Annotated in this window: 16 protein-coding genes and 1 pseudogene; 12 read left to right on the forward strand and 5 right to left on the reverse strand. The window is 45.2% G+C overall.

The window, feature by feature from the left end; genetic code table 11:
* Positions 1 to 62 precede the first annotated feature (62 nt).
* Positions 63 to 965, forward strand: coding sequence for a DUF4007 family protein (locus L3556_RS13720; RefSeq protein WP_277867908.1), 903 nt, complete (start codon positions 63 to 65; stop codon positions 963 to 965).
* Positions 962 to 1,414, forward strand: coding sequence for a hypothetical protein (locus L3556_RS13725; protein WP_277867909.1), 453 nt, complete (start codon positions 962 to 964; stop codon positions 1,412 to 1,414). Before L3556_RS13720 ends, L3556_RS13725 begins: the two co-directional genes overlap by 4 nt.
* 40 nt (positions 1,415 to 1,454) lie before the next feature.
* On the opposite strand, the gene L3556_RS13730 is transcribed toward L3556_RS13725, so the two are convergent.
* Positions 1,455 to 2,915, reverse strand: a complete 1,461-nt coding sequence (locus L3556_RS13730) for an HNH endonuclease domain-containing protein (protein WP_277867910.1) — start codon at positions 2,913 to 2,915, stop codon at positions 1,455 to 1,457.
* Positions 2,916 to 3,020: 105 nt separating this feature from the next.
* On the opposite strand from L3556_RS13730, the gene L3556_RS13735 reads away from it, so the two are divergent.
* The 7 genes from L3556_RS13735 to L3556_RS13765 all read left to right on the forward strand — a co-directional run bounded on the left by L3556_RS13735 (position 3,021) and on the right by L3556_RS13765 (position 12,965).
* A complete protein-coding gene (locus tag L3556_RS13735; protein ID WP_277867911.1) occupies positions 3,021 to 3,212 on the forward strand; it encodes a hypothetical protein in 192 nt (63 codons plus the stop codon).
* A 413-nt stretch (positions 3,213 to 3,625) separates the two neighbouring features.
* Positions 3,626 to 3,820 (forward strand): hypothetical protein, encoded by a 195-nt coding sequence (locus L3556_RS13740; protein ID WP_277867912.1) that lies wholly within the window; start codon positions 3,626 to 3,628, stop codon positions 3,818 to 3,820.
* Positions 3,820 to 9,132 carry an FtsK/SpoIIIE domain-containing protein gene (locus L3556_RS13745; protein ID WP_277867913.1) on the forward strand — a complete coding sequence of 1,771 codons (5,313 nt, stop codon included), beginning with the start codon at positions 3,820 to 3,822 and terminating at the stop codon, positions 9,130 to 9,132. The genes L3556_RS13740 and L3556_RS13745 overlap by 1 nt, the downstream gene beginning before the upstream one ends.
* A gap of 7 nt (positions 9,133 to 9,139) precedes the next feature.
* Complete coding sequence (locus L3556_RS13750; protein WP_277867914.1) at positions 9,140 to 10,135, forward strand: AAA family ATPase; 996 nt, start codon at positions 9,140 to 9,142, stop codon at positions 10,133 to 10,135.
* A 77-nt stretch (positions 10,136 to 10,212) separates the two neighbouring features.
* Positions 10,213 to 11,000 (forward strand): IS5 family transposase gene (locus L3556_RS13755; RefSeq protein WP_277867915.1). Its coding sequence is split into 2 segments (ribosomal slippage): positions 10,213 to 10,554 and positions 10,557 to 11,000, totalling 786 coding nucleotides; the frame shifts between segments, so codons are not numbered across the junction.
* Positions 11,001 to 11,024: 24 nt separating this feature from the next.
* Positions 11,025 to 11,744 (forward strand): hypothetical protein, encoded by a 720-nt coding sequence (locus tag L3556_RS13760; protein WP_277867916.1) that lies wholly within the window; start codon positions 11,025 to 11,027, stop codon positions 11,742 to 11,744.
* Between the two features lie 78 nt (positions 11,745 to 11,822).
* On the forward strand, positions 11,823 to 12,965 hold the full coding sequence (locus L3556_RS13765; protein ID WP_277867917.1) for a cysteine desulfurase family protein: 1,143 nt from the start codon (positions 11,823 to 11,825) through the stop codon (positions 12,963 to 12,965).
* A gap of 23 nt (positions 12,966 to 12,988) precedes the next feature.
* Here the strand turns inward: L3556_RS13765 and L3556_RS13770 are convergent.
* Positions 12,989 to 13,333, reverse strand: a pseudogene (locus L3556_RS13770) (transposase); the annotation flags it as partial.
* Between the two features lie 42 nt (positions 13,334 to 13,375).
* On the opposite strand from L3556_RS13770, the gene L3556_RS13775 reads away from it, so the two are divergent.
* The 3 genes from L3556_RS13775 to L3556_RS13785 all read left to right on the forward strand — a co-directional run bounded on the left by L3556_RS13775 (position 13,376) and on the right by L3556_RS13785 (position 14,644).
* Positions 13,376 to 13,543, forward strand: a complete 168-nt coding sequence (locus L3556_RS13775) for a hypothetical protein (RefSeq protein ID WP_277867946.1) — start codon at positions 13,376 to 13,378, stop codon at positions 13,541 to 13,543.
* 266 nt (positions 13,544 to 13,809) lie between these two features.
* Positions 13,810 to 14,427, forward strand: a complete 618-nt coding sequence (locus tag L3556_RS13780; RefSeq protein WP_277867918.1) for a ParA family protein — start codon at positions 13,810 to 13,812, stop codon at positions 14,425 to 14,427.
* Positions 14,420 to 14,644 carry a hypothetical protein gene (locus L3556_RS13785; RefSeq protein WP_277867919.1) on the forward strand — a complete coding sequence of 75 codons (225 nt, stop codon included), beginning with the start codon at positions 14,420 to 14,422 and terminating at the stop codon, positions 14,642 to 14,644. The genes L3556_RS13780 and L3556_RS13785 overlap by 8 nt, the downstream gene beginning before the upstream one ends.
* A gap of 519 nt (positions 14,645 to 15,163) precedes the next feature.
* On the opposite strand, the gene L3556_RS13790 is transcribed toward L3556_RS13785, so the two are convergent.
* The 3 genes from L3556_RS13790 to L3556_RS13795 are packed head-to-tail and all read right to left on the reverse strand — an operon-like array spanning position 15,164 to position 18,766.
* Positions 15,164 to 18,361 carry an SNF2-related protein gene (locus tag L3556_RS13790; RefSeq protein WP_277867920.1) on the reverse strand — a complete coding sequence of 1,066 codons (3,198 nt, stop codon included), beginning with the start codon at positions 18,359 to 18,361 and terminating at the stop codon, positions 15,164 to 15,166.
* The gene (locus L3556_RS16410; protein ID WP_479682450.1) at positions 18,348 to 18,545 is read right to left on the reverse strand and encodes a PIN domain-containing protein; all 198 of its coding nucleotides are present in this window, start codon (positions 18,543 to 18,545) and stop codon (positions 18,348 to 18,350) included. Before L3556_RS16410 ends, L3556_RS13790 begins: the two co-directional genes overlap by 14 nt.
* Complete coding sequence (locus tag L3556_RS13795) at positions 18,542 to 18,766, reverse strand: UPF0175 family protein (protein WP_277867921.1); 225 nt, start codon at positions 18,764 to 18,766, stop codon at positions 18,542 to 18,544. The genes L3556_RS16410 and L3556_RS13795 overlap by 4 nt, the downstream gene beginning before the upstream one ends.
* Positions 18,767 to 18,794 lie beyond the last annotated feature (28 nt).

Genomic DNA, 18,794 nt, shown 5'->3' on the forward strand with positions numbered 1-18,794 from the left:
TGCCAAATAATTAGGTATAAAGATTCTGTACGAATTTTATGATTAGGCAAACAACGCTCGACATGAATAAGGCTAGAGTACCTAGTTTATCGGTCTTTGCCCGGCATGAGACATTTCATCCTCGGTTTGGCTGGCTGAAGAAAGGATTCGATGGTGCTTGCCGAAACCCCAATATCTTCCTAGATGACGATGCCACGGTACAGCTTGGTGTTGGGAAGAACATGGTGCGCTCCATTCGCTACTGGTGTAATGCTTTTGGGCTGCTAGAAGATGATAAGCCGACCGAGTTTGGTAAGGCATTATTGGGTAAATGGGATCCGTACTTAGAGGATCCAGCCTCTCTGTGGCTGCTACATTGGCAGTTACTTCAGCCGCCCTGCTACGCTACCGCTTGGAGCTTTGTTTTTAACCACTTCAACAAGTTGGAGTTTACCTACGGTGATCTTTTTCATGAGCTAGGAGAGTATCGCGATCGCACCATTACCCGTATTGCCGATTCATCCCTGAAAAAAGATGTGAGCTGTATTCTGCGGATGTACACTGAGCAGCCCACCAAGGCCTCCAGTGGGGAAGAGTCTCTAGATTGCCCCTTTACCGAGCTACGGCTGATACAACTAGCGGGGGATACCCGTCACTACGTCTTTCATATTGGGCCGAAGCAAAACCTACCAGCGGAGGTGATTGTCTACGCAGCTTTAGTTTTTGCCCATCAAATGTATCCAACCGCCCGCACTATCCCCGTTAGTAACCTACTCTATGACCCTGGTAGCCCTGGGGTGATCTTTAAGATCAATGAGGCTGCTATCTGTGACGCTATTGACCGAGTGAAGCATCAGTTCAAAGAATTGAGTTGGGCGGATGCGGCAGGTAAACTGCAATTTAATTTTCGGACTGCGGATATTTGTAATCTAGCGTTAGATATACTAAAGGCTTATTATGACGAACACCAGGGCAAAGCGGCATGACCCCAAAACCCCTTTCTGCCTATTTTAGTCTGAACCGCCGCTACTACCGCTCGGTTAACTTGGTGCGGGATATTGATAAGCCCGATGCGGTGCAGGGTTATGTACCCACAGAGACAGTGGCAGGGGCATTACGGCGGATTCTGCCTGCTTTTAGCAATCCTCTCGCCCACCGTGCCTGGACGATTACCGGGGTCTACGGTACGGGTAAGTCAGCTTTTGCCCACTACCTTACGGCTTTATGTGCGGACGATAGCACTGATATTAAACAAGAAGCTCTAGCGATCGCCCAGCGAGCCTTTACCTCAGACAGCACAGAATACCGGGCTATTACTGAGCATATTTCCCCGACGGGACTATTGCGGGTAGTTGCTACGGGCCAGCGAGAACCCCTGAGTTGGACGGTGGCGAGTTTGTCTCTCTACCGGAGACATGTGGGTTCAACCCGATGACAACGGGTAGTGAGGAGAATGAGTAGGAAGCAAAAGCCACCTAATTCTGACTGTAATTCCAACCCGCTTCAAATCCTAAACTTGTAGCTAAAGACAGCAAAGGTTGAAACGTAGAGTTATAAGCCTTACTAAGTTTTTCAAAGTCAGTCAAGTCATCTTTTGTATGCAGTCTTAAGTCAGAAATATACATATCAATGAATCTATTCAATGTTTTGTCTTTGATCATTTTTTCCTTCCAGATTTTCAAGCCTAAGTAATGAACTCTAACAAACGAGTCAAAGTAAACTGATGAGGGAATGATTTTAGACTTTGATGAATTGACATCACTGAAAGTTGGAACTAGATTCCAAATCTGGTCATGTGCTACAAATGACCAAGGCAGATAGTGATCAAGAGACAGCTTTGAATCTGCCCTCAAAGGTCGATTTGAATAAATACAGCTAATTTCATCGGTGTATTCTAGAATCTTTTGCCAATACTTTGTCTGAGAAGCTAATGCACCTCTTCTAATCTGAGGGAATAATTTATTTGATATGGCAGGAGTGCTAGGATTCTTGCTCTGCATATATTGCAACCATTTCCAAGAAACCCATCCCCTAACAATAGAATAATTTATCCTAATGTAAGAAATCCATTCAGAGCTTAACTGAATAGATTTGCATAACTTCGGGGAATTCCCATTAAATTTATAAAGTGGTTTAGCTGTATCAAAATACTGTTCAGCTAGAGCCGTAATTATTTCATTCTCAATATCATCATTTCTTGTTGTACCTCGGCTTTGACTCTTATATGCCTTTAGTTGTTGTGATAGAAAAGGCGTAATCAGTCGAAATGGTACATATCGCATCAATGAGTCTTTACCTATCAAAAGATTATCCAAATTTCTTTTAGATATCTCTTCTCTAAGCAGGTTTTTCTCCAATTCATCAAATGCTGGCTTATCAAGATCCAGTTCCAGGGAATCTAGTTTAATAGCGATCTTGTCCTGTATGCCAAATGACAACTTGAAATATGTGTGAGGATACCAAGCATTAACCAATATCTCAATTAACAAATCTCTAAGACTGATTGTAGAGTCAATATCAAAGTTTTGTCTTCTCAAGATGTCTAACAGAGAAAGGAAAAAGACATATTTATAAGAAGTCGTTGTTTTGTCAAACAGTCTGGATAATGCAGCAACATTTAATCCTTCAGTGTCAGGAAGTCGTTCCAACCCTCCGCTAACGGGATTTATCCATGCTCCTGAATTCGCTTCAGCAAAAGTATCTTGACCTACAGCCAAGCCTGAAGCATATAAACCGATAAATTCATCCGCAGCATCAGGATTGATTGCCTTAAGCGCCGTGATTATCCCCTGAACTGTCTCAGAATTAGGATCTCTAATCTCAGCGACCCATCTGTGAACGTTAGATCGAGCAATACCAAGCTGTTCAGCCAACTTACCCTGGCTGATGCCGTAACTTGTTAGAATTTGCCCTAGAACCTTACCAGCTTTTCCCATGCCTCTTATCCTGTCAGAGAAGCATGATGACGTAAATAGAAGCCAAAAGGCTTCTATAGAGCATGATAAGATGGAGCCAATTGGTTTCCATTAGGCTAATCCCCAATGAAATACGAAGAATTGCTGCACCCTTGGGTTATCGTTCGTGCGCTTCCAAATATGCAGAACCGCTCCATAAAACGGTTTCGCCGTAGAAATGATGCTGATGAGTGCTTAAAAGCTCTTCGTCGCCTTTCTCCTACTGAAAAATTCATCGTCGTTTTTGATGCTTCCACAAAATCAAAGGAGCAAGATTGATGACCACTACCAGGAATTACCAAGGAATAGATTACACCTTGACTTTGAAAACACTTACCAATACAAGAGGATATGATCGAAGCACGATCGAGGTAAAAGACCTGACTGGTAGAGTATTTGAGACATGGCATCGTAGATACAGGCTGTGGCGAAATCCAATTCACGGAACAGCTAAAAGCATTGCTGAGATCAAGGAAATCTACAATGCGATCGACGTTGATGATTACGTTAATAAAAATGGCTATGAGGATTAGCACCTCGGCAAATTTCGTGGAACTTGGTCACGCGAAATCGGGTTGTCATCCAGTCGGGGTAGCCGTCGCACTCGCTATGCACCGACTGACTCCTTGTTGAGGACGTTAGTATTCGCCTCTGTGCCGACTCGTATGGAATTTCAGGAGTTTTTAGCGAAATTGCACCAAACATATGGTTTTGTTATTGGCGATCGCCAAGCCACAGAATTGATCAACTCCGGTGATGCTGATCGCAAAGATTTTGAAACCAATGCCAAACGGCTTGAACGTCGCCTTGCCAGTATTGGGCTGCTCAAACGCCTTTCCGATGCCTGTGCCTATGTTCAAAATCCTTTTGCCTCGGAGGTAAGATAATGCAGACCATTGAACTGATTGGTCAAGTTGCGGCTGACTTCCTGAAACGCTCAGTTCAAACCGACGAAACCAACGAGGGAGTTGCACGGTTTTTGCTAGATTGTCTCACTGCTCAGCAAGTTGCCGCCGTCTGCCAAGCCATTCTCCATGACTCTGACCTTGCCCCGCTTATCAAGATTCAAGTTCCACGAGATATTGTAGGAGATTTCGGGTTACCTGATGAAATTTTGACCGATGAACGTACAGTTCACCTGCGTCACTCAGATTGCGATCGTCCTGCACTACTGCTGGCTAACATCAGCGATGACCAAACCCAATCTCTGAATGACATCACCTCTGTTGGTGCTCAAGAACTGAAGGGACAGATTGAGTGCTGGATTAACCTAGCTGCCAAAGACCTGGCAATTCCTATCGAGCAGATTGAATACTGGTGTAAAGCCCTGAAGGGACTCCAGAGAGTTGGCACACCCAGCCTGAAAAATTTTGCGGAATACATTGTTCAAACGAAATCTCGCATCCTTGAAGAAAGCCTTCCAGTCATTGATGCACTAGGGTGGGCATTGCCCGCTTTGCGACTCCCCCGCGATTCTGGCTACTTTCGCGCCATTCCTGAAACCCAGTTGGGACACACTCATCGCTGGGAAAAGCTATTTCAGCAAGCTTTCGCGAAACGCGCCTGTTTACTACTGAAGCAAACCCCTAGCCGCAAGCCAATCGATGAGCAGGATCTCCAAACTGCCTTTGACAAGGTGAAGGATGATATTCCTGAGATCGCCTACCCAGCTATTCAAGCATTTATCGCCAGTTCCGCAGGATGGACTTCCGAAGCTGAAGCCCTTTCCAAGTTTGAGTGGGAATCGGATAACATCAACACGCTGTTTTCTGGTTTACAAGCTCAAAAGACAGACATTGCCTCTCTCACCCTAGATTTCTTTGACGATGAGTATCCCGACACTCTAACGGAGTCAGAAACCCAATACATAAACGCCTTGAAAAAGCGAAATAAACGTGAGGCGCTAGACGAGGATCGAGAATTTTATGACGCTCACCGTCAGGAACTTGAGGGAGATCGCAAGCTCAAAGCAAAGTGGGATAAATTCGTCTACGGACAGCCTATTGAGTGTACAGACTTTCTGATTGGTTTACTACAAGCCTTCGAGCGGCTTTTTGATCAAGCTGAAACTGTAGCTGGTTTTAAGTCACTTAAAATTGAAACCCAAAAAAGTAGTAGAAAAAGTAAATGGTTGGAACTCAATGCTGACGTGGGTCGTTATTTTTGCACCCGTTATAAGGGTATTGAACAACTGACTGCTCCTCACATTGAGTGGGAGACCCATTGGCTATTCAAATACGACATGTTACTAGAAGAGACTCAGAAAAAGCAGCAGGCAAAGTATCGCGAGAACACCTCTACAGCGAAAACTGCGACAGAAATTAAATTCTATGTTGAGATGCGGGATAACGCCCAGGCTCTAATTGCTAAGACGCAACTAGTTTGGCGTTGTAATCCCAATTCAATTGGGATGGAACTAGGTAGTGACCTGAAACGACTGCTTAAAGACTCACCTTGCCAGCTTTCCCAGGTGTCAAGAGAGGTAGTCAGCAAGAAGGGACGATTGCAGAGTATCGCTCTGTCAGACGTTGGCACCCTAATGGCAGCATATCGACAAAATCGAGGCTCTTTAGTCAGTAAGTATGATCGCAAGAGCGACCTGGACAAAATTTTTCCTGAAAAAATTAAACAAGCTGTCGTGGATGGTCGTCTCTCGAAGAATGCGGGTGAAGCAATCACTGCCACCTGGAAAACTTTTGCAGAACGATATAGGGCAGCGATCTCCAGTTTTACAAACGAAGGACAAGGTATTGCCAGTCCGGAACTGCTGCACCAGTGTGAAGCCTATGGCAACCTATTCAAAACTGTTCTAGAAAATGTCAAGGGCGACCTCAATCGTATTGATTTCTATCAACCGATCTTGCGCTTGGGCTGCATCCGCGTTGAACGCGGTAAACCTGCTGCCATCATCGCCCCTTGGCATCCACTAAGATTAGCATCCCTAGCCGTCAAAGCCCGCCAGTTGGCAGGACTCCTTCGGTACATCATCTCTACACCAGAAGTCAACTTTGGTGATTCTCGCTTATTCTTTGCTGATTTGCGGAACGAACTCGATCACCCCTACTATCCTGAGGTTTGTGTTGGCTACCAGGGGCAGCAGCCCGAATTGCTCTCTGTGTCTGACACGGTTAACGACTACAGCCTGATGGAGCGCCCCACACGAGACGAGAGCGATCGCGCAACCAACGAAAATCCGGCTGAAGCAACCGATCGATTGCTAGGGATCATCCGCCGCTATGTAGAACTGCTGCCCCATGAAAAAACGAATCTGAGTGTTGTTCTATACCAAACCGACTCGATCAAGCTACCTCAAGCGATCGTTAACAAGCTGAGTGAAGAACTACAAGATAATCGAGAGGAAGTTCGTTGCCAGGTCGTTCTACGCCATCGGAATAGGCAAAAACTCGCTCAACTCTACGAACAGATGCTGGAAAGCTCTGATGCTGATCCCGATGCGTTTATTGCTAGTGAGGTTTCTCAAGACTTTATGGCAAGACTGCGGATCTCAGTCATGTCTAACGACGTTCCTTCCACCACTCCTACAGAAGGGAAGTTTGCCGACATTGTATTTTTGCAAGATGCCATCTCACGACAGGCAAAAGTAGTTTGGCAACCTTCACCATTTGACAGCAACACAGCCGAAATCTTAATCCATTCTCCTGCTTGTTGGGCACGTAAACGCCCGTCATCTAAAGACGAGCTTAAATCCACCGTTTATCTCACCTGTCCCAAGCAGACGATGGTGGGTCAAGCCTACCTTGATATGGTGTATAGCCTGATTCAATGTGAAGATTGCTCTCCTGATCAACACTTTTTACCTGCCCGTCAAATCTCCTTCCAAGAAGAAACGACAAAGACAACTTTTGACGAAAGCCACCGTTTAGGGGAGTGGGTTGTCAACTACGATGATTTGCTGGAACGACGACAACTCGTTAACCAGGGCGTAAAGGTTATTCGCTATCAACAGAACCGTACCGATGAACGAAACTTCCTCGTCTCCTCGGATGCATCTCTGAATGTTCTTAAAGTGCTAGTCAGAAAACGCTTAGAAGCCTTAAATTTAGGCTTGGAAAGCAACAGAATCGATAAACTGGTAGAACGCCTAATTAACGAAGCCAACGCCGTTTCTGGTGACATCGTGTTACGAGCCGCAAAATGTGGCAGATTCGCCAGCGAGCTAATGGGTGTGGTTCTAAGTAAAGCTTTGATTACAGCAGAAATGGGAGCACAAAACCCAATCGGCTGGTACTTTCTGGATGACTATGCCTCCTGGTTAGGGCAAAAAGAGGGTCAAATTGCTGACATCATGGCAATTTCACTCCAGTACGTCGATAACGAGCCTATCCTGAAAGTCATTATTTCTGAGGCAAAATACGTTGATGTCGCGGGTTTAGCTGACGCTCGCAGAACTTCACAGAACCAGCTTCGGCAAACAGTCGATCGCATTGCCGATGCCCTCTTTATTAGTCCGGGTCGTCTTGATCGGGATCTCTGGCTATCTCGCCTTAGCGATCTTCTACTCGATGGCATTGAATTTAGTTCCGACAACAAACTGAACATTGAACAGTGGCGCGAACATATCCGCTCAGGGACTCTTCGGATTGACCTATCTGGCTACTCTCAAGTCTTTGTATCCGGAACGAATGAGAGCAATGTAGAAGGGGAGCGATCACCGATTCCCAAAGTTGAACGCTGCTTCCAAGAAGTATTCGATCGAGAATCTGTTCGTAAACTTGTTCTGGCTTATGAATCAGGACAACCACTCTTCCCCGTAAGGGAACAGCTTGGCGATGATAAACCCTGGACAGTAACAGAAGCATTACAACCTGCTGATCGAGTCACATGGGTTTTAGAAATTGAGAAAGTAGAGGCAACAACGACTCCTCAGCCAACACCTGCAAAAGTTAATCCGCCTGAAAATTCCGACAGTCCTCTTCAGCCAACCCTGCCTGATCAGCCAATTGAAGCTGAAACTACAATCTCTCCAGGTTCCTCACCTGTTGAAAATGTAGATAGTTGGGCGAGTCCAGTACTGGTTTCTTGGTGGCAGCAGGGACAAGCACAGACCAGCCAAGGTGATGCAGTGGCAGAAAAATGGCTGGAGGAAGCGGCTGGAAAACTGCGGACGGCTCTATTAGGATATAACCTGCAAGCCAAAATTGAAGGGAAACGCCTGACTCCAAATGCAGCGATCGTCCGCTTCAAAGGCTCAGACAATCTGAAGCTAGATGACATCGAGAAGAAGCGATCTCAACTCCTGACCACTCACGCTCTGAACATTATTAGCGTTTATGGTCAGCCTGGAGAAATTGTTGTTACCGTCGCCCGTCCCCAGCGCCAAACGATTTCCCTACAAGAAGTGTGGGCAAAACGAAAAATCAATCGATCGCCTGCTGGTGTGAACCTCAGCTTTATCATTGGAGTTAATGAACTGGATGGTGAATTACTTTACCTCAATCTAGGCAGTAGTTTCGAGAATTTAGAACAACACGCTCCGCACACGCTGATTGCTGGAGCGACAGGTAGTGGTAAGTCAGTTCTGTTGCAAAACCTCCTTCTCGATATTTGTGCAACGAACTCTCCCAAACTGGCAAGCATTTATCTAATCGATCCCAAAATGGGCGTTGATTATGCCAACATCAGCGACCTACCTCATCTCAAAGAAGGAATCATTATTGATCAAGATCGTGCGATCGAGGTTCTGGAACTTCTAGTCGAGGAAATGGATAACCGATATCGCAAGTTTCTTCCTCAGAAAGCGAAATCGTTGCAGGACTACAACAGTAAAGTCCCTGAGCAGGATAGGCTTCCGGTACTATGGCTAGTCCATGATGAGTTTGCTGAATGGATGCTAATCGATGAATACAAAGCTGCTGTATCCTCTGCCGTGCAGCGTTTAGGTGTGAAGGCGAGAGCAGCGGGCATTTACCTCATCTTTGCAGCACAGCGTCCTGATGCCAACGTCCTTCCAGTACAGCTTCGAGACAACTTAGGAAATCGTTTAATTCTGAGAGTCGAGAGTGTCGGCACTTCAGAAATCTCGCTTGGTCAAAAAGGGGCGGAGAGCCTTTTAGGCAAAGGACATTTAGCTGCTCGCCTGACCAATCAATCTGATCTTATTTACGCTCAAGTACCATTTCTAGCTGATGAAGAAATGACTGCAATTGCCCGAATTATTACCTCTCAAAATAGTTTCTGAGTCAAATATGTTGAGCTCTGTTTCAATACAACGGTTTAAGAACCTAAAGGACATAACTATATGCCTAGATAAAGTTAATATCTTAGTAGGAGGTAACAACTCAGGCAAAAGCAGTATCCTGCAAGCAATTCAATTTGCAGTTTCAATAGCCCAAACAACAAACCTAGAAAATATTAAGTGGGTGCAAAATAGGTTGCCCACATCTTTATCCCACTTGCAGTTGATTTATTCGCCTCTAAGAGACGTTTCTGCTCTCGCTATGGGTGGAACGTTAGAAGAAAGGAGGGAGAAAGCTATTTTCATACAACTAGAGGAATGGGACACAACATGCGCCTCAACAGTTGTCATAAGAAAAGGGCGTAATAGAAATATTACTGTTGCGATTGAGGGAAAAGCATTGGGGATAAAACTTCAGGAAATCGAAGATCCTTTTAGTATCTATGTCCCAGGATTAGCAGGAATTCCAAACGTTGAAGAGTACAAAAATCCAGGCATTGTCCGTAAAGCAGCCGCTCGAGGTGATGCAAACAACGTTTTTCGTAATATCTTATGGCTACTTAAACAGAATTCAGATAGTTGGCAAAAGTTCCTTGACGACTTTTATTCTGTGTTTCCAGATAAAAATATTGATGTAAATTTCAGCCCAGATCGTGATGATCATATTATGTGTACTGTAAAAAACTCTGAGAAAGATTTACCAATTGACTCAGTAGGAACAGGAGTTTTACAAGCTATACAAATTCTCTCATACGTTAATCTTTATAAGCCCAAGCTACTCCTTCTTGATGAGCCTGATGCTCATTTACACCCAAACAACCAACGTAAACTAGCCAAGATATTAGTTAAATTATCAGAAAGCCGAGATTTTCAGGTAGTTTTAACCACGCATTCTAGGCACATTTTAGATGAACTATCTGGTTCAGCAAAAATTCATTGGATTAGTGATGGTAACCGTGTAGAGGATGAAAACTTTGATGTGGTTAAAGTCTTAGAGGCTGTGTAAAAAGAAATGTAAAGATAGTAGCAAGCCACTAGAGTAACGTCTGAAAATAATGGTGATGTAGTTCTCTAAGACAGTCTATGCCATACCCCAGTGACCTCTCAGACCAGCAATGGCAAATCCTTGAACCGTTGCTCCCAGATCAAAAGCCCGGTGGTCGGAAACGGCGAGTAGACTTAAGAGCGGTATGCAATGCCATCTTCTATCACCTGAAAACGGGCTGCCAATGGCGCATGCTACCGAGTGAGTTTCCCCCCTACTCCACCGTCTACTTTTATTACCGCAGTTGGCAAGTAGAGGGCGTTTGGTCACGCATCAATCAAACCCTCATCCGGCAAAGACAAGAGCATGTCGGCAAACATCCGTTACCCACCGTGGTTGCTGTGGATTCTCAATCCGTCAAGACCACGGAAAAAAGGGGGAGGTCTATGGCTTTGATGGGGGCAAGAAGGTGAAAGGACGCAAGCGTCATATCATTGTCGATTCCCTCGGTCAGATGCTCAAGGTGATTGTGACAGAAGCGAATGGGTCAGATCGAGTCGGGGCAGCCTATGGTTTGCTGGAGTGGCGAGATCAATATCCCGAAATGGTGGAGAACGTGCATACAGTGCTGGCAGATGCCGGATATCGGGGAGACCGATTTCGCTTATGGGTGTGGTCACTGGTGCAAGCAGCCGTAGAAATCCGAGAGAATCTCAAGGGAGAGTTTGAGGTGGTCGCAAAGCGTTGGGTGGTAGAGCGCACGTTTGGATGGTTGAATTTTTATCGACGATTGAGTAAGGACTACGAGTTGTTGCCTGAAGTCTCTGAGTCAGCCATCTATGCGGTAATGGTTCACCTGACACTACGCTACCTTGCCCCTGCTTAATCTTTCTTTTTAAACAGCCTCTTAATGGAAATTGGAGCTTTAGACAAAGGCGATCGCTTAAAAAGTGGTCTTACAAAATGTGTTCTTCTAACGGAAGATAGTGATACTAAACCTATTAAAACCATTTTAGAGGCTTCTGATTTTAATATCAACGAGATGGATGTTTGGTCTTATGAAGGATGCTCAAAAGTTGATACGGCTCTTGTTTTAGCTGCTTTTATTAAAGAAAATGCTCCAGCAACAAAAATTCTACTTCATAGAGATAGGGATTATCTGACGCAATCAGAAGCTGAAGAATTCAAGAGTAAAATTGAAGCTGCAAATATAAGTTGCTTTCTGACAACTGCTACTGATGCAGAGTCACATTTTCTTTCCTCTGACCATATCCATCATCTATTTCCTGTTATTTCTGTTGAAAGAGTAACAGAGATTATAGAAGAAACGACAGTTTGGGCTAAAGAGAAATCAATTAAGAAGTTCATTAATGCCCGGACACAAGCTAAGTTCGCTGCTTATTACCGGGGTCATGAAAGCAAGCCAGATGCAGGTGAAATTGCAATGGCAGCAATGAATTTGTATGATCAGGATGTTGTTCGATATCGTCATGGGAAATCAGTCATTGGTTACTTAAGAAATGTACTTCAACAAGAGATAGGAGGGAATATTGATTTATTTCAGGTCACAGAGCATCTTGCTATACAAGAGTTAAAAGATATCGCGACAGCTATCTGGGATGTTTTGTAGCTATTTTTAATCAATCCTATTGATCTATCCACCATGACTAAACTACATGATTCTACTTCTGTTAATCACTGTATATATATGGACTATCATGCCACAACTCCAGTTGATTCAAGAGTAGCCGATCGCATTTATCAATGCATGACAGAAGAATTTGGAAATGCTAGCAGTACCGATCACGAGTGGGGCGATCGCGCTGAAGCTGCCGTCAAAGAAGCGGCTTGCCAGGTTGCTGACCTAGTGGGTGCCTCTCCCCGCAATGTAATTTTCACCTCCGGTGCCACCGAAAGCCTCAACCTCGCCATCCAAGGAACCGTTCATCATCTAGAACGATCCAGCACTAAGCCTCGCATAGCCATTTCTACCGTTGAGCACAAAGCTGTCCTTGATACTTGTGCTGCCCTCCACAAACAGGGACGCATCGAGCTGATCCATATTTCCGTCGATACCCAGGCTCGACTTGATCTGGGTCAGCTAGAGCAAACCTGTGCCAGAGGCATTCATCTGCTCTGCATCATGGCCGCCAACAACGAAGTCGGCACCATCTACCCCATTGAGAAAATTGCCGAGATCGCCCAGAGCTACCAAGTGCCCTTTCTCTGTGATGCCTCCCAAGCCGTTGGCAAAATCCCCATCCAGTTCAGTGAGTGGGGCCTGACTATGCTGGCCCTGTCGGCCCATAAGCTCTACGGCCCCCAAGGGATCGGCGCACTCGTCTTCTGTCGAGATCATCCCCTAGAGCCGTTACTTTACGGCGGTGGACAGCAAAAAGGATTACGCCCCGGTACCCTTAACGTCCCCGGTATTGTTGGTTTGGGCGAAGCCTGTCGGCTGCGAGCGATTGAAATGTCCGTGGATGAGGTTGAAATTGGCAAAAAGCGAGATCGCCTGCAAACGCTACTCCAAAGCCAGATTCCTGAGCTGGTAATCAACGGAGATCGCCAAAACCGCCTGGACGGGAACCTGCATATCTCCATTCCTGGCATTCCCAACAGCACCATTATTGCCAGAGTACGCCATCAACTAGCTATTTCTACTGGCTCCGCCTGTTCCGCTGGCGTTGAAGCTCCATCCCATGTGCTGAGGGCGATGGGGCTATCCGAACCAGTTGTCGAAGGTGCCCTTAGAATTAGCCTAGGCAAGTTTTTGACTGACAATGATATTTACCAAGCTGCCGTAATTCTGATTCAAGCCGTGCTGGCGTTGAAGCATGCGATGGCGTGACGTTATGGCAGTCGCTACATAGATTAGGACGCTATGCTTAGAACGTTCTCCATCGCTTCTCGTAGGGTGTCAAACTCACCTAAGCATTTGCGAATCCGACTCTTAATCCATGACCAACATTTTTCAATGGGATTCAAGTCGGGAGAATAGGGGGGCAAGTACCATACCTGACAGCCTGCTGCTTTCACCAGTTCTTCAATTCGTCCGCCTTTGTGAAAACTGGCATTATCAATCACGAGGGTCTGCCCTGGCTGCAATACGGGAATCAAGCAGGTTTCTAGCCATACCTCAAAGATGGAGCGATTACACATGCCGTCTACGGTAAATGGAGCCATCAATTGCCCTGCACACAGAGCCGCAATCATATTTGACCCTGCCTGAAAAAAGTGTACAAACTCGAAGAGTCGCCAATGCAGGAGAAAGTCGAAATGCCCCAAAAACCAAGACGAACATTTATTGCCAAACAAAAAACCGATTTCTCTAACTATAGGTCAGTAACCGTGGCGATTCTGAAGCAGTCAGGCAAGCGGATCAGCCACGTCGCCCAGGAAATGGGTTTAACAGAACGTGCCCTTTGACACTCCCCGTCACTTTTTGGAATGCAGCGAAGAACCATAGAGACGACTACATACTTTCCCCTACCCTACTAGGGACAGAAGAACAGGCAGCGGTCAATCTGCCGGATGCTTCAGGTCTTAGGCTTTAGAGGTAAGCCTGAAGCCCTTGTGGGTGAGGTCGTTGACCCATCACAGCATTCAAGTATCACTGCATGATTTTATTAAAAATGGTATTACTATTTTGATAATTTCATGCAATCATAGATTCATTGCTTCATAGTTTCATTATGAAAATCATTGCAGTGACTGGGTTTAAGGGCGGGATTGCCAAGTCCACAACAGCGATCCACCTGGCAACATTCCTGAGCAAATCCACTCCAACTTTATTAATTGACTCTGATCCGAATCGCACCTGTGAAAAGTGGTCGGATAGAGGCAATCGTCAGCAAGCCTTTATCGTGACCAATGAGAAAGCAGCATCCCGGCATATTCCGGGCAAGTCTTATTTAGTCCTCGATACCCCTGCTAGGCCAAGCAGCAATGAATTAAAAGAAATTGCAGAAGGAGCTGACTTGGTGATTGTCCCGTGTTTACCCGATGCGTTTAGCCTCAGTGTCACCCTTGACATGATTAGTGAACTACCGAGTCAATGTTTATATCGAGTTCTGTTAACCATCTGTCCACCTGCACCGAGTAAAGAAGCAGAGCAAGTACGTGAGGCTCTAACAGAAGCCCAGATTCCCTTATTTACTGCACAAATTCGCCGTTCGGCTGGGTTCACAAAGGCCGCCGCCCTCGGAGTTGCGATTCGGGATATTCCTGATAGTCGGGGCCGCATAGCCTGGCGAGATTATGAGGCAGTAGGACGGGAAGTCATTAGTATACTTCGAGGACATCATGGTTAACTACAAGCAGATTATCAGTCAAGCCAAAAAAGAGGAAGTTATACAATCCTCATTGCATGAAGCAATGCAAGCAGGAGAAATGGTCAATCTGTGTGTGCGTGTTCCCAGTCAATGGCGTAATCACTGGAAATCGGAGGCTGCCAAGAAAGGGATAAGCCTGGGAGACTATGTGATCCAGGCCATGAAAGAAATGTACGGTGAGCCTCCAACTGCTTAGGGAAAGTGTGATGTGCAATGGAGAGCGTTCAGCGATCGCCATTTTGATGTAGGCGGTATCCATGGATTTTTGGTATTACTGGTTAGGGTAATCACTGTTGAGTCAATGGGAAATAAGATGTGCTGAAAGGCAGAATTTTTTCGTTTAACTTTCTCAATTAGTTGAGCATAGATTCGCTGAAAAGAGCCATCCGTTCGAGTTTTATTTGCTTTTGAAAATGTGGACATATGCACATTTATTCCTGACTTGTTTAAGCGATAAAACAATGCTCTCATGCTGGTCAAGCCTGCATCTAAGATGTAGGTTAGCCAGATTTTGAAATTCAGTTGAGAGTTAAGAACTGGGTAGTCAGAACGGCTAAGTGACTTAAAAATTGATTTGACAATTTTTGAAAATGATGCCATGATGTACTCACATTTTTTTATTTATATAAGGGTAAAATACTATATTTCTACCCTTTTTTTCTTCTTTAAGCTAACTTTCAACACTTCTGGACTCAAAGGTATCCCGTTCCAGGTATTAATTTTTTCTATTTAGACTGATTGCATTTTGAAATTGAATTTTATTCTGATTTTGATTGTTTTGATGAGAAACTGCTTGTGGGAAAAGAGGGCTACCTGGCGACCAGAGTTCAACGCTATCTGAATTTTGATCGTAGTAGGTTGGATCAGTTGTGACTCGGATTGAATGGTTCATCCCAGGCCGGAGATAGGAAAAATCCTTAGTTCCTGTACTGGTTGCTGAGATTCCGGCTGGTAGTAAGTTTGGCTGGGTTAGGATGTTTTGCAAATCCGTAAGTGTATAGGCAGGTTCCGGCAGAGCGGGGCTAATGAAATCCTGATCAATAATGGCATCAAGATCAAAGTTAGAAATTTGTGATTGATCGTGCTTAATTTCATCCATTAGGTTAGCTTTGTATCGTTCCCGTTGTTCTTTACTTTGCAGAACCAGACGACTAATTTGATTGGGAAGGCGAGCTAAAATTGGTTGTAGGCGACCAACTACATCTTGGAATGCTTCAATTCGTTCCTGTAGGGCTTGGTAAACATCTGCTTCGACAGTATTTGCGTAATGGAGATTATGAATCCGGATTTCGCGATGTTTTTGTCCAATGCGATCAATCCGTCCAATGCGTTGCTCAACTTTCATCGGGTTCCAGGGCATATCGTAGTTAATTAAAGCACCGCAAAACTGAAAATTTAAGCCTTCTGCCGCTGCTTCAGTACAGAGCATAAGATCGGCTTGCCCATTCAAGAATCGTTGCTTAGTTTGTTCCCGGGAAATCACTTTCCAGTATCCGTTATTCTGTAAAATTTCTCCACCTCGTCCTGAAAAGCAGATAATCGGTAGCTGTAAGCTTTGGGTGAGTTCTTGACGAAGAAAGTCTAGAGTATCGGTAAATTGAGTAAAGATAATAATCTGTTGATACCCATCGGATTGGAGATTTTTAATTAACTGTTTAACAACTTCAGTTTTACTGTCTATGGGCAGTGCCGATACCTGATTGAGTAGGTCTTGCAGATCAGTTGCTTCTTCTTTTTCTAGTGCTTGAATCTCTAGTTGCTGAGCTTCATCAATATCAGGCGCTTCATCATTAATATCTTCGTCAAAAATATCTTCAGCTAATGTTTCTACTAATACTGGTGTCGTGCTATTCCCCTGTAGTTTTTCCAAGCGGTGTTTCAATGTTTGAGCAAGGGCATAAAAGCTACTGGCCAACCGCCGCCGATAGATGGTCATAACAAAACCAACCGCATTTCGTTCAGCCGCTGCTGCATTGTTATAGGTTGTCGTAATATAGTTTTCCACTGCTTCGTAAACTTCACGTTCTCGTGGAGATAGTGGGATAAATTCGTCTTTAACGTGGCGTTGGGAAATTGGTGTCGAAATTTTGCCACTGTTGTAATAACTCCGGAGCAGGTCTCGGGTATGGCGTGATATTAAAACCCGCACGGGACTATGGGCTTGCATGATGCGGATGGCAGCAGCTCGTTCATCGGTCTCTAACTGTCGTAGTGGTGTTGTGGCTGTATTTCGCAGGGCTTTCAGAATCCGTTTTGTTTTGGAGCGATTATGAGTTTGCGGAGCGAGTTTCTGGGCCAGTCCCTCATTAATCTCTGTAAAGTGATGTTCTACTGACCGAAACAGGCGGGCCATGTAGGCTAACTCTTCAGAACTAGGGCTAGGTTTATTCGTCAGTTCAAAGAAACGAAGAAAGTCGGCGGCTGTCCATTCTGAAGGCAGGCCGAGTAATGAGAGTAAATCCCAAACTTCAATCGGGTGAATTTGCATCGGTGTCGCAGTTAGTAAGACCAGGCCTTGGGTGCGATTGCGTAACTGCTGCATCAGAGCTAAGAGGCGGTTTGGGCGTTGTTTTTCCAGATTGGTTTGTTGGCCTTGGCGGCGAGCAGCATGGGCTTCATCGAGAATAATTAGATCCCACTGCTCCGCCTGGTGTAAGAGTTCGGGCATTCGATCTGCACGACGCATTAAGTGACTGGAGACAATGAGACAGGGTTCTTTGTGCCAATCTTGGCGGCTAATTGGGCGAGTGTCAGAATGTTGTAGGCCAACGGAGGGATACCAGTTGAAATTTTTGCCATCATAAGTGGGCCAGTTGAGGTTAAATTTTTCTCGCAACTCTATTTGCCATTGTTTCAGTACCGCTGCCGGCGCCATGATCAAGATGCGCTTGGCTTTTCCACTTAACCAGGCCTGGCGCAGAATTAACCCCGCTTGAATTGTTTTACCCAGGCCAACCTCATCGGCAATCAGTAACTTAGGTGGCCAGTTATCCCACATCCGTTTGAAAGCTCGGATTTGATGGGGCCAGGGAGTAACAGCACTGGTCACTTCGCCAATTCGTTCACCACCGGGTAAGTGTGGGGCCTGGGCAATGTAATTCCAAACAATCGTTCTTGAATCAAGGATTGGATCTGGTTCTGGTGGTTTGGCTGGGCTGATCGATGGTGTAACGGTATAGGTTCCTGACGTGGATTGAACGAGGCGTTTTGGGAGTGTATTGGCCGGTGGAGCAAATTGGAGTAGATGATCGTGAATGGCCTGGGGGACAGTCATGACTAAGGCATTGGGTGAGCGATCTGCCCAGAGGGAGGCAAAACTTTCATCTTCGGCGTTGACATGATCTGGCGTGGCCCAGCTTGTAAAGACATGAAAACTTTCCCAGTTATGAAGCCAACCATTTTCGGTTTCATTAATGCTACCCGTAAAGGCAATACGTTCCCCGTCTTTGTCTTCAATAATTCCAGCCTTTTCATGAAAAACATGGGGGGCAAACGAAGGCTGGCGGTGAGCATCACAGGGAATAGCAATTTTGATGTCGAGAATATGATGTTGAATTAACCAGGCCAGGAGTTCTAAGGCATCATGGGCGGCTTGATTGGGCAGAATAAGGGGTTGAGCCAGTAAATAGGTTTGGATACGTTGGCGGAGGTCTTCTCCTTTTTGGATAGCCTCAATTTCAGGAGCGTTAAGGGTACAACCAACAATTAAGCGCATTGTTCCCTGATTTTGAATTAGCCCCTCCAGGCCCCGCATCGCCAAAGCCAGAGCCGTTGCTGAAAAATAGCCCGTTGTTCGCCAGTAGCGTGTGGCAAAGGTTAAGGCTGGAATATAAAACTCTTGAAGAATATCCCCACTATCGCGACTATATTTCGTCTTCCAAGAATAGTATTTGAGGCTGTTAACACTGTTCATTGGTTAGTTTTAATGCTTCTGTAGAATTTATGACTTTTAACCAAGGAAGATCAATCCAAAATTCTGCTTGCACTGCTGGAGGAATAAATATAGTTTCAAAGAGTGCAGGTAGAATGTCTAACTGTCCAATTCTCTCTAAGCTAATTAGACATCCAGTATCGCTAATAATCACGGTGCTGGTCACAGGCCGAGGTCTTCTCTCAGTTCTTCTGGTGAATAGGCAAAAATAGGGACTCGATAGCGGCCTAAGATTTCCATAAAAGTCCGTTGTGAATACCCGGCGATTTTAGCGGCTTGCCCCAGGGAGACTTTACCGAATTCATAGAGTTTGATGGCTAATAGGAGGGTCACCTCATCCGTTGAAAGTTCTGAGGGTAGTTCAAATTTTAGCTCGATTGTTGACATTATTAACATTCCTAAAAAACAAAATATT

The organism is Candidatus Synechococcus calcipolaris G9, assembly GCF_029582805.1.
GTDB lineage: Bacteria > Cyanobacteriota > Cyanobacteriia > Thermosynechococcales > Thermosynechococcaceae > Synechococcus_F > Synechococcus_F calcipolaris.

What these genes read in the sequence shown, in the direction of transcription:
- L3556_RS13760 (WP_277867916.1), top strand. Translation starts at nt 11,025, where the DNA reads ATGGAAATTGGAGCTTTAGACAAAGGCGATCGCTTAAAAAGTGGTCTT.
- L3556_RS13765 (WP_277867917.1), top strand. Translation starts at nt 11,823, where the DNA reads ATGGACTATCATGCCACAACTCCAGTTGATTCAAGAGTAGCCGATCGC.
- L3556_RS13735 (WP_277867911.1), top strand. Translation starts at nt 3,021, where the DNA reads ATGAAATACGAAGAATTGCTGCACCCTTGGGTTATCGTTCGTGCGCTT.
- L3556_RS13785 (WP_277867919.1), top strand. Translation starts at nt 14,420, where the DNA reads ATGGTTAACTACAAGCAGATTATCAGTCAAGCCAAAAAAGAGGAAGTT.
- L3556_RS13780 (WP_277867918.1), top strand. Translation starts at nt 13,810, where the DNA reads ATGAAAATCATTGCAGTGACTGGGTTTAAGGGCGGGATTGCCAAGTCC.
- L3556_RS13745 (WP_277867913.1), top strand. Translation starts at nt 3,820, where the DNA reads ATGCAGACCATTGAACTGATTGGTCAAGTTGCGGCTGACTTCCTGAAA.
- L3556_RS13775 (WP_277867946.1), top strand. Translation starts at nt 13,376, where the DNA reads ATGCAGGAGAAAGTCGAAATGCCCCAAAAACCAAGACGAACATTTATT.
- L3556_RS13725 (WP_277867909.1), top strand. Translation starts at nt 962, where the DNA reads ATGACCCCAAAACCCCTTTCTGCCTATTTTAGTCTGAACCGCCGCTAC.
- L3556_RS13795 (WP_277867921.1), bottom strand. Translation starts at nt 18,766, where the DNA reads ATGTCAACAATCGAGCTAAAATTTGAACTACCCTCAGAACTTTCAACG.
- L3556_RS13730 (WP_277867910.1), bottom strand. Translation starts at nt 2,915, where the DNA reads ATGGGAAAAGCTGGTAAGGTTCTAGGGCAAATTCTAACAAGTTACGGC.
- L3556_RS13720 (WP_277867908.1), top strand. Translation starts at nt 63, where the DNA reads ATGAATAAGGCTAGAGTACCTAGTTTATCGGTCTTTGCCCGGCATGAG.
- L3556_RS13750 (WP_277867914.1), top strand. Translation starts at nt 9,140, where the DNA reads ATGTTGAGCTCTGTTTCAATACAACGGTTTAAGAACCTAAAGGACATA.
- L3556_RS13790 (WP_277867920.1), bottom strand. Translation starts at nt 18,361, where the DNA reads ATGAACAGTGTTAACAGCCTCAAATACTATTCTTGGAAGACGAAATAT.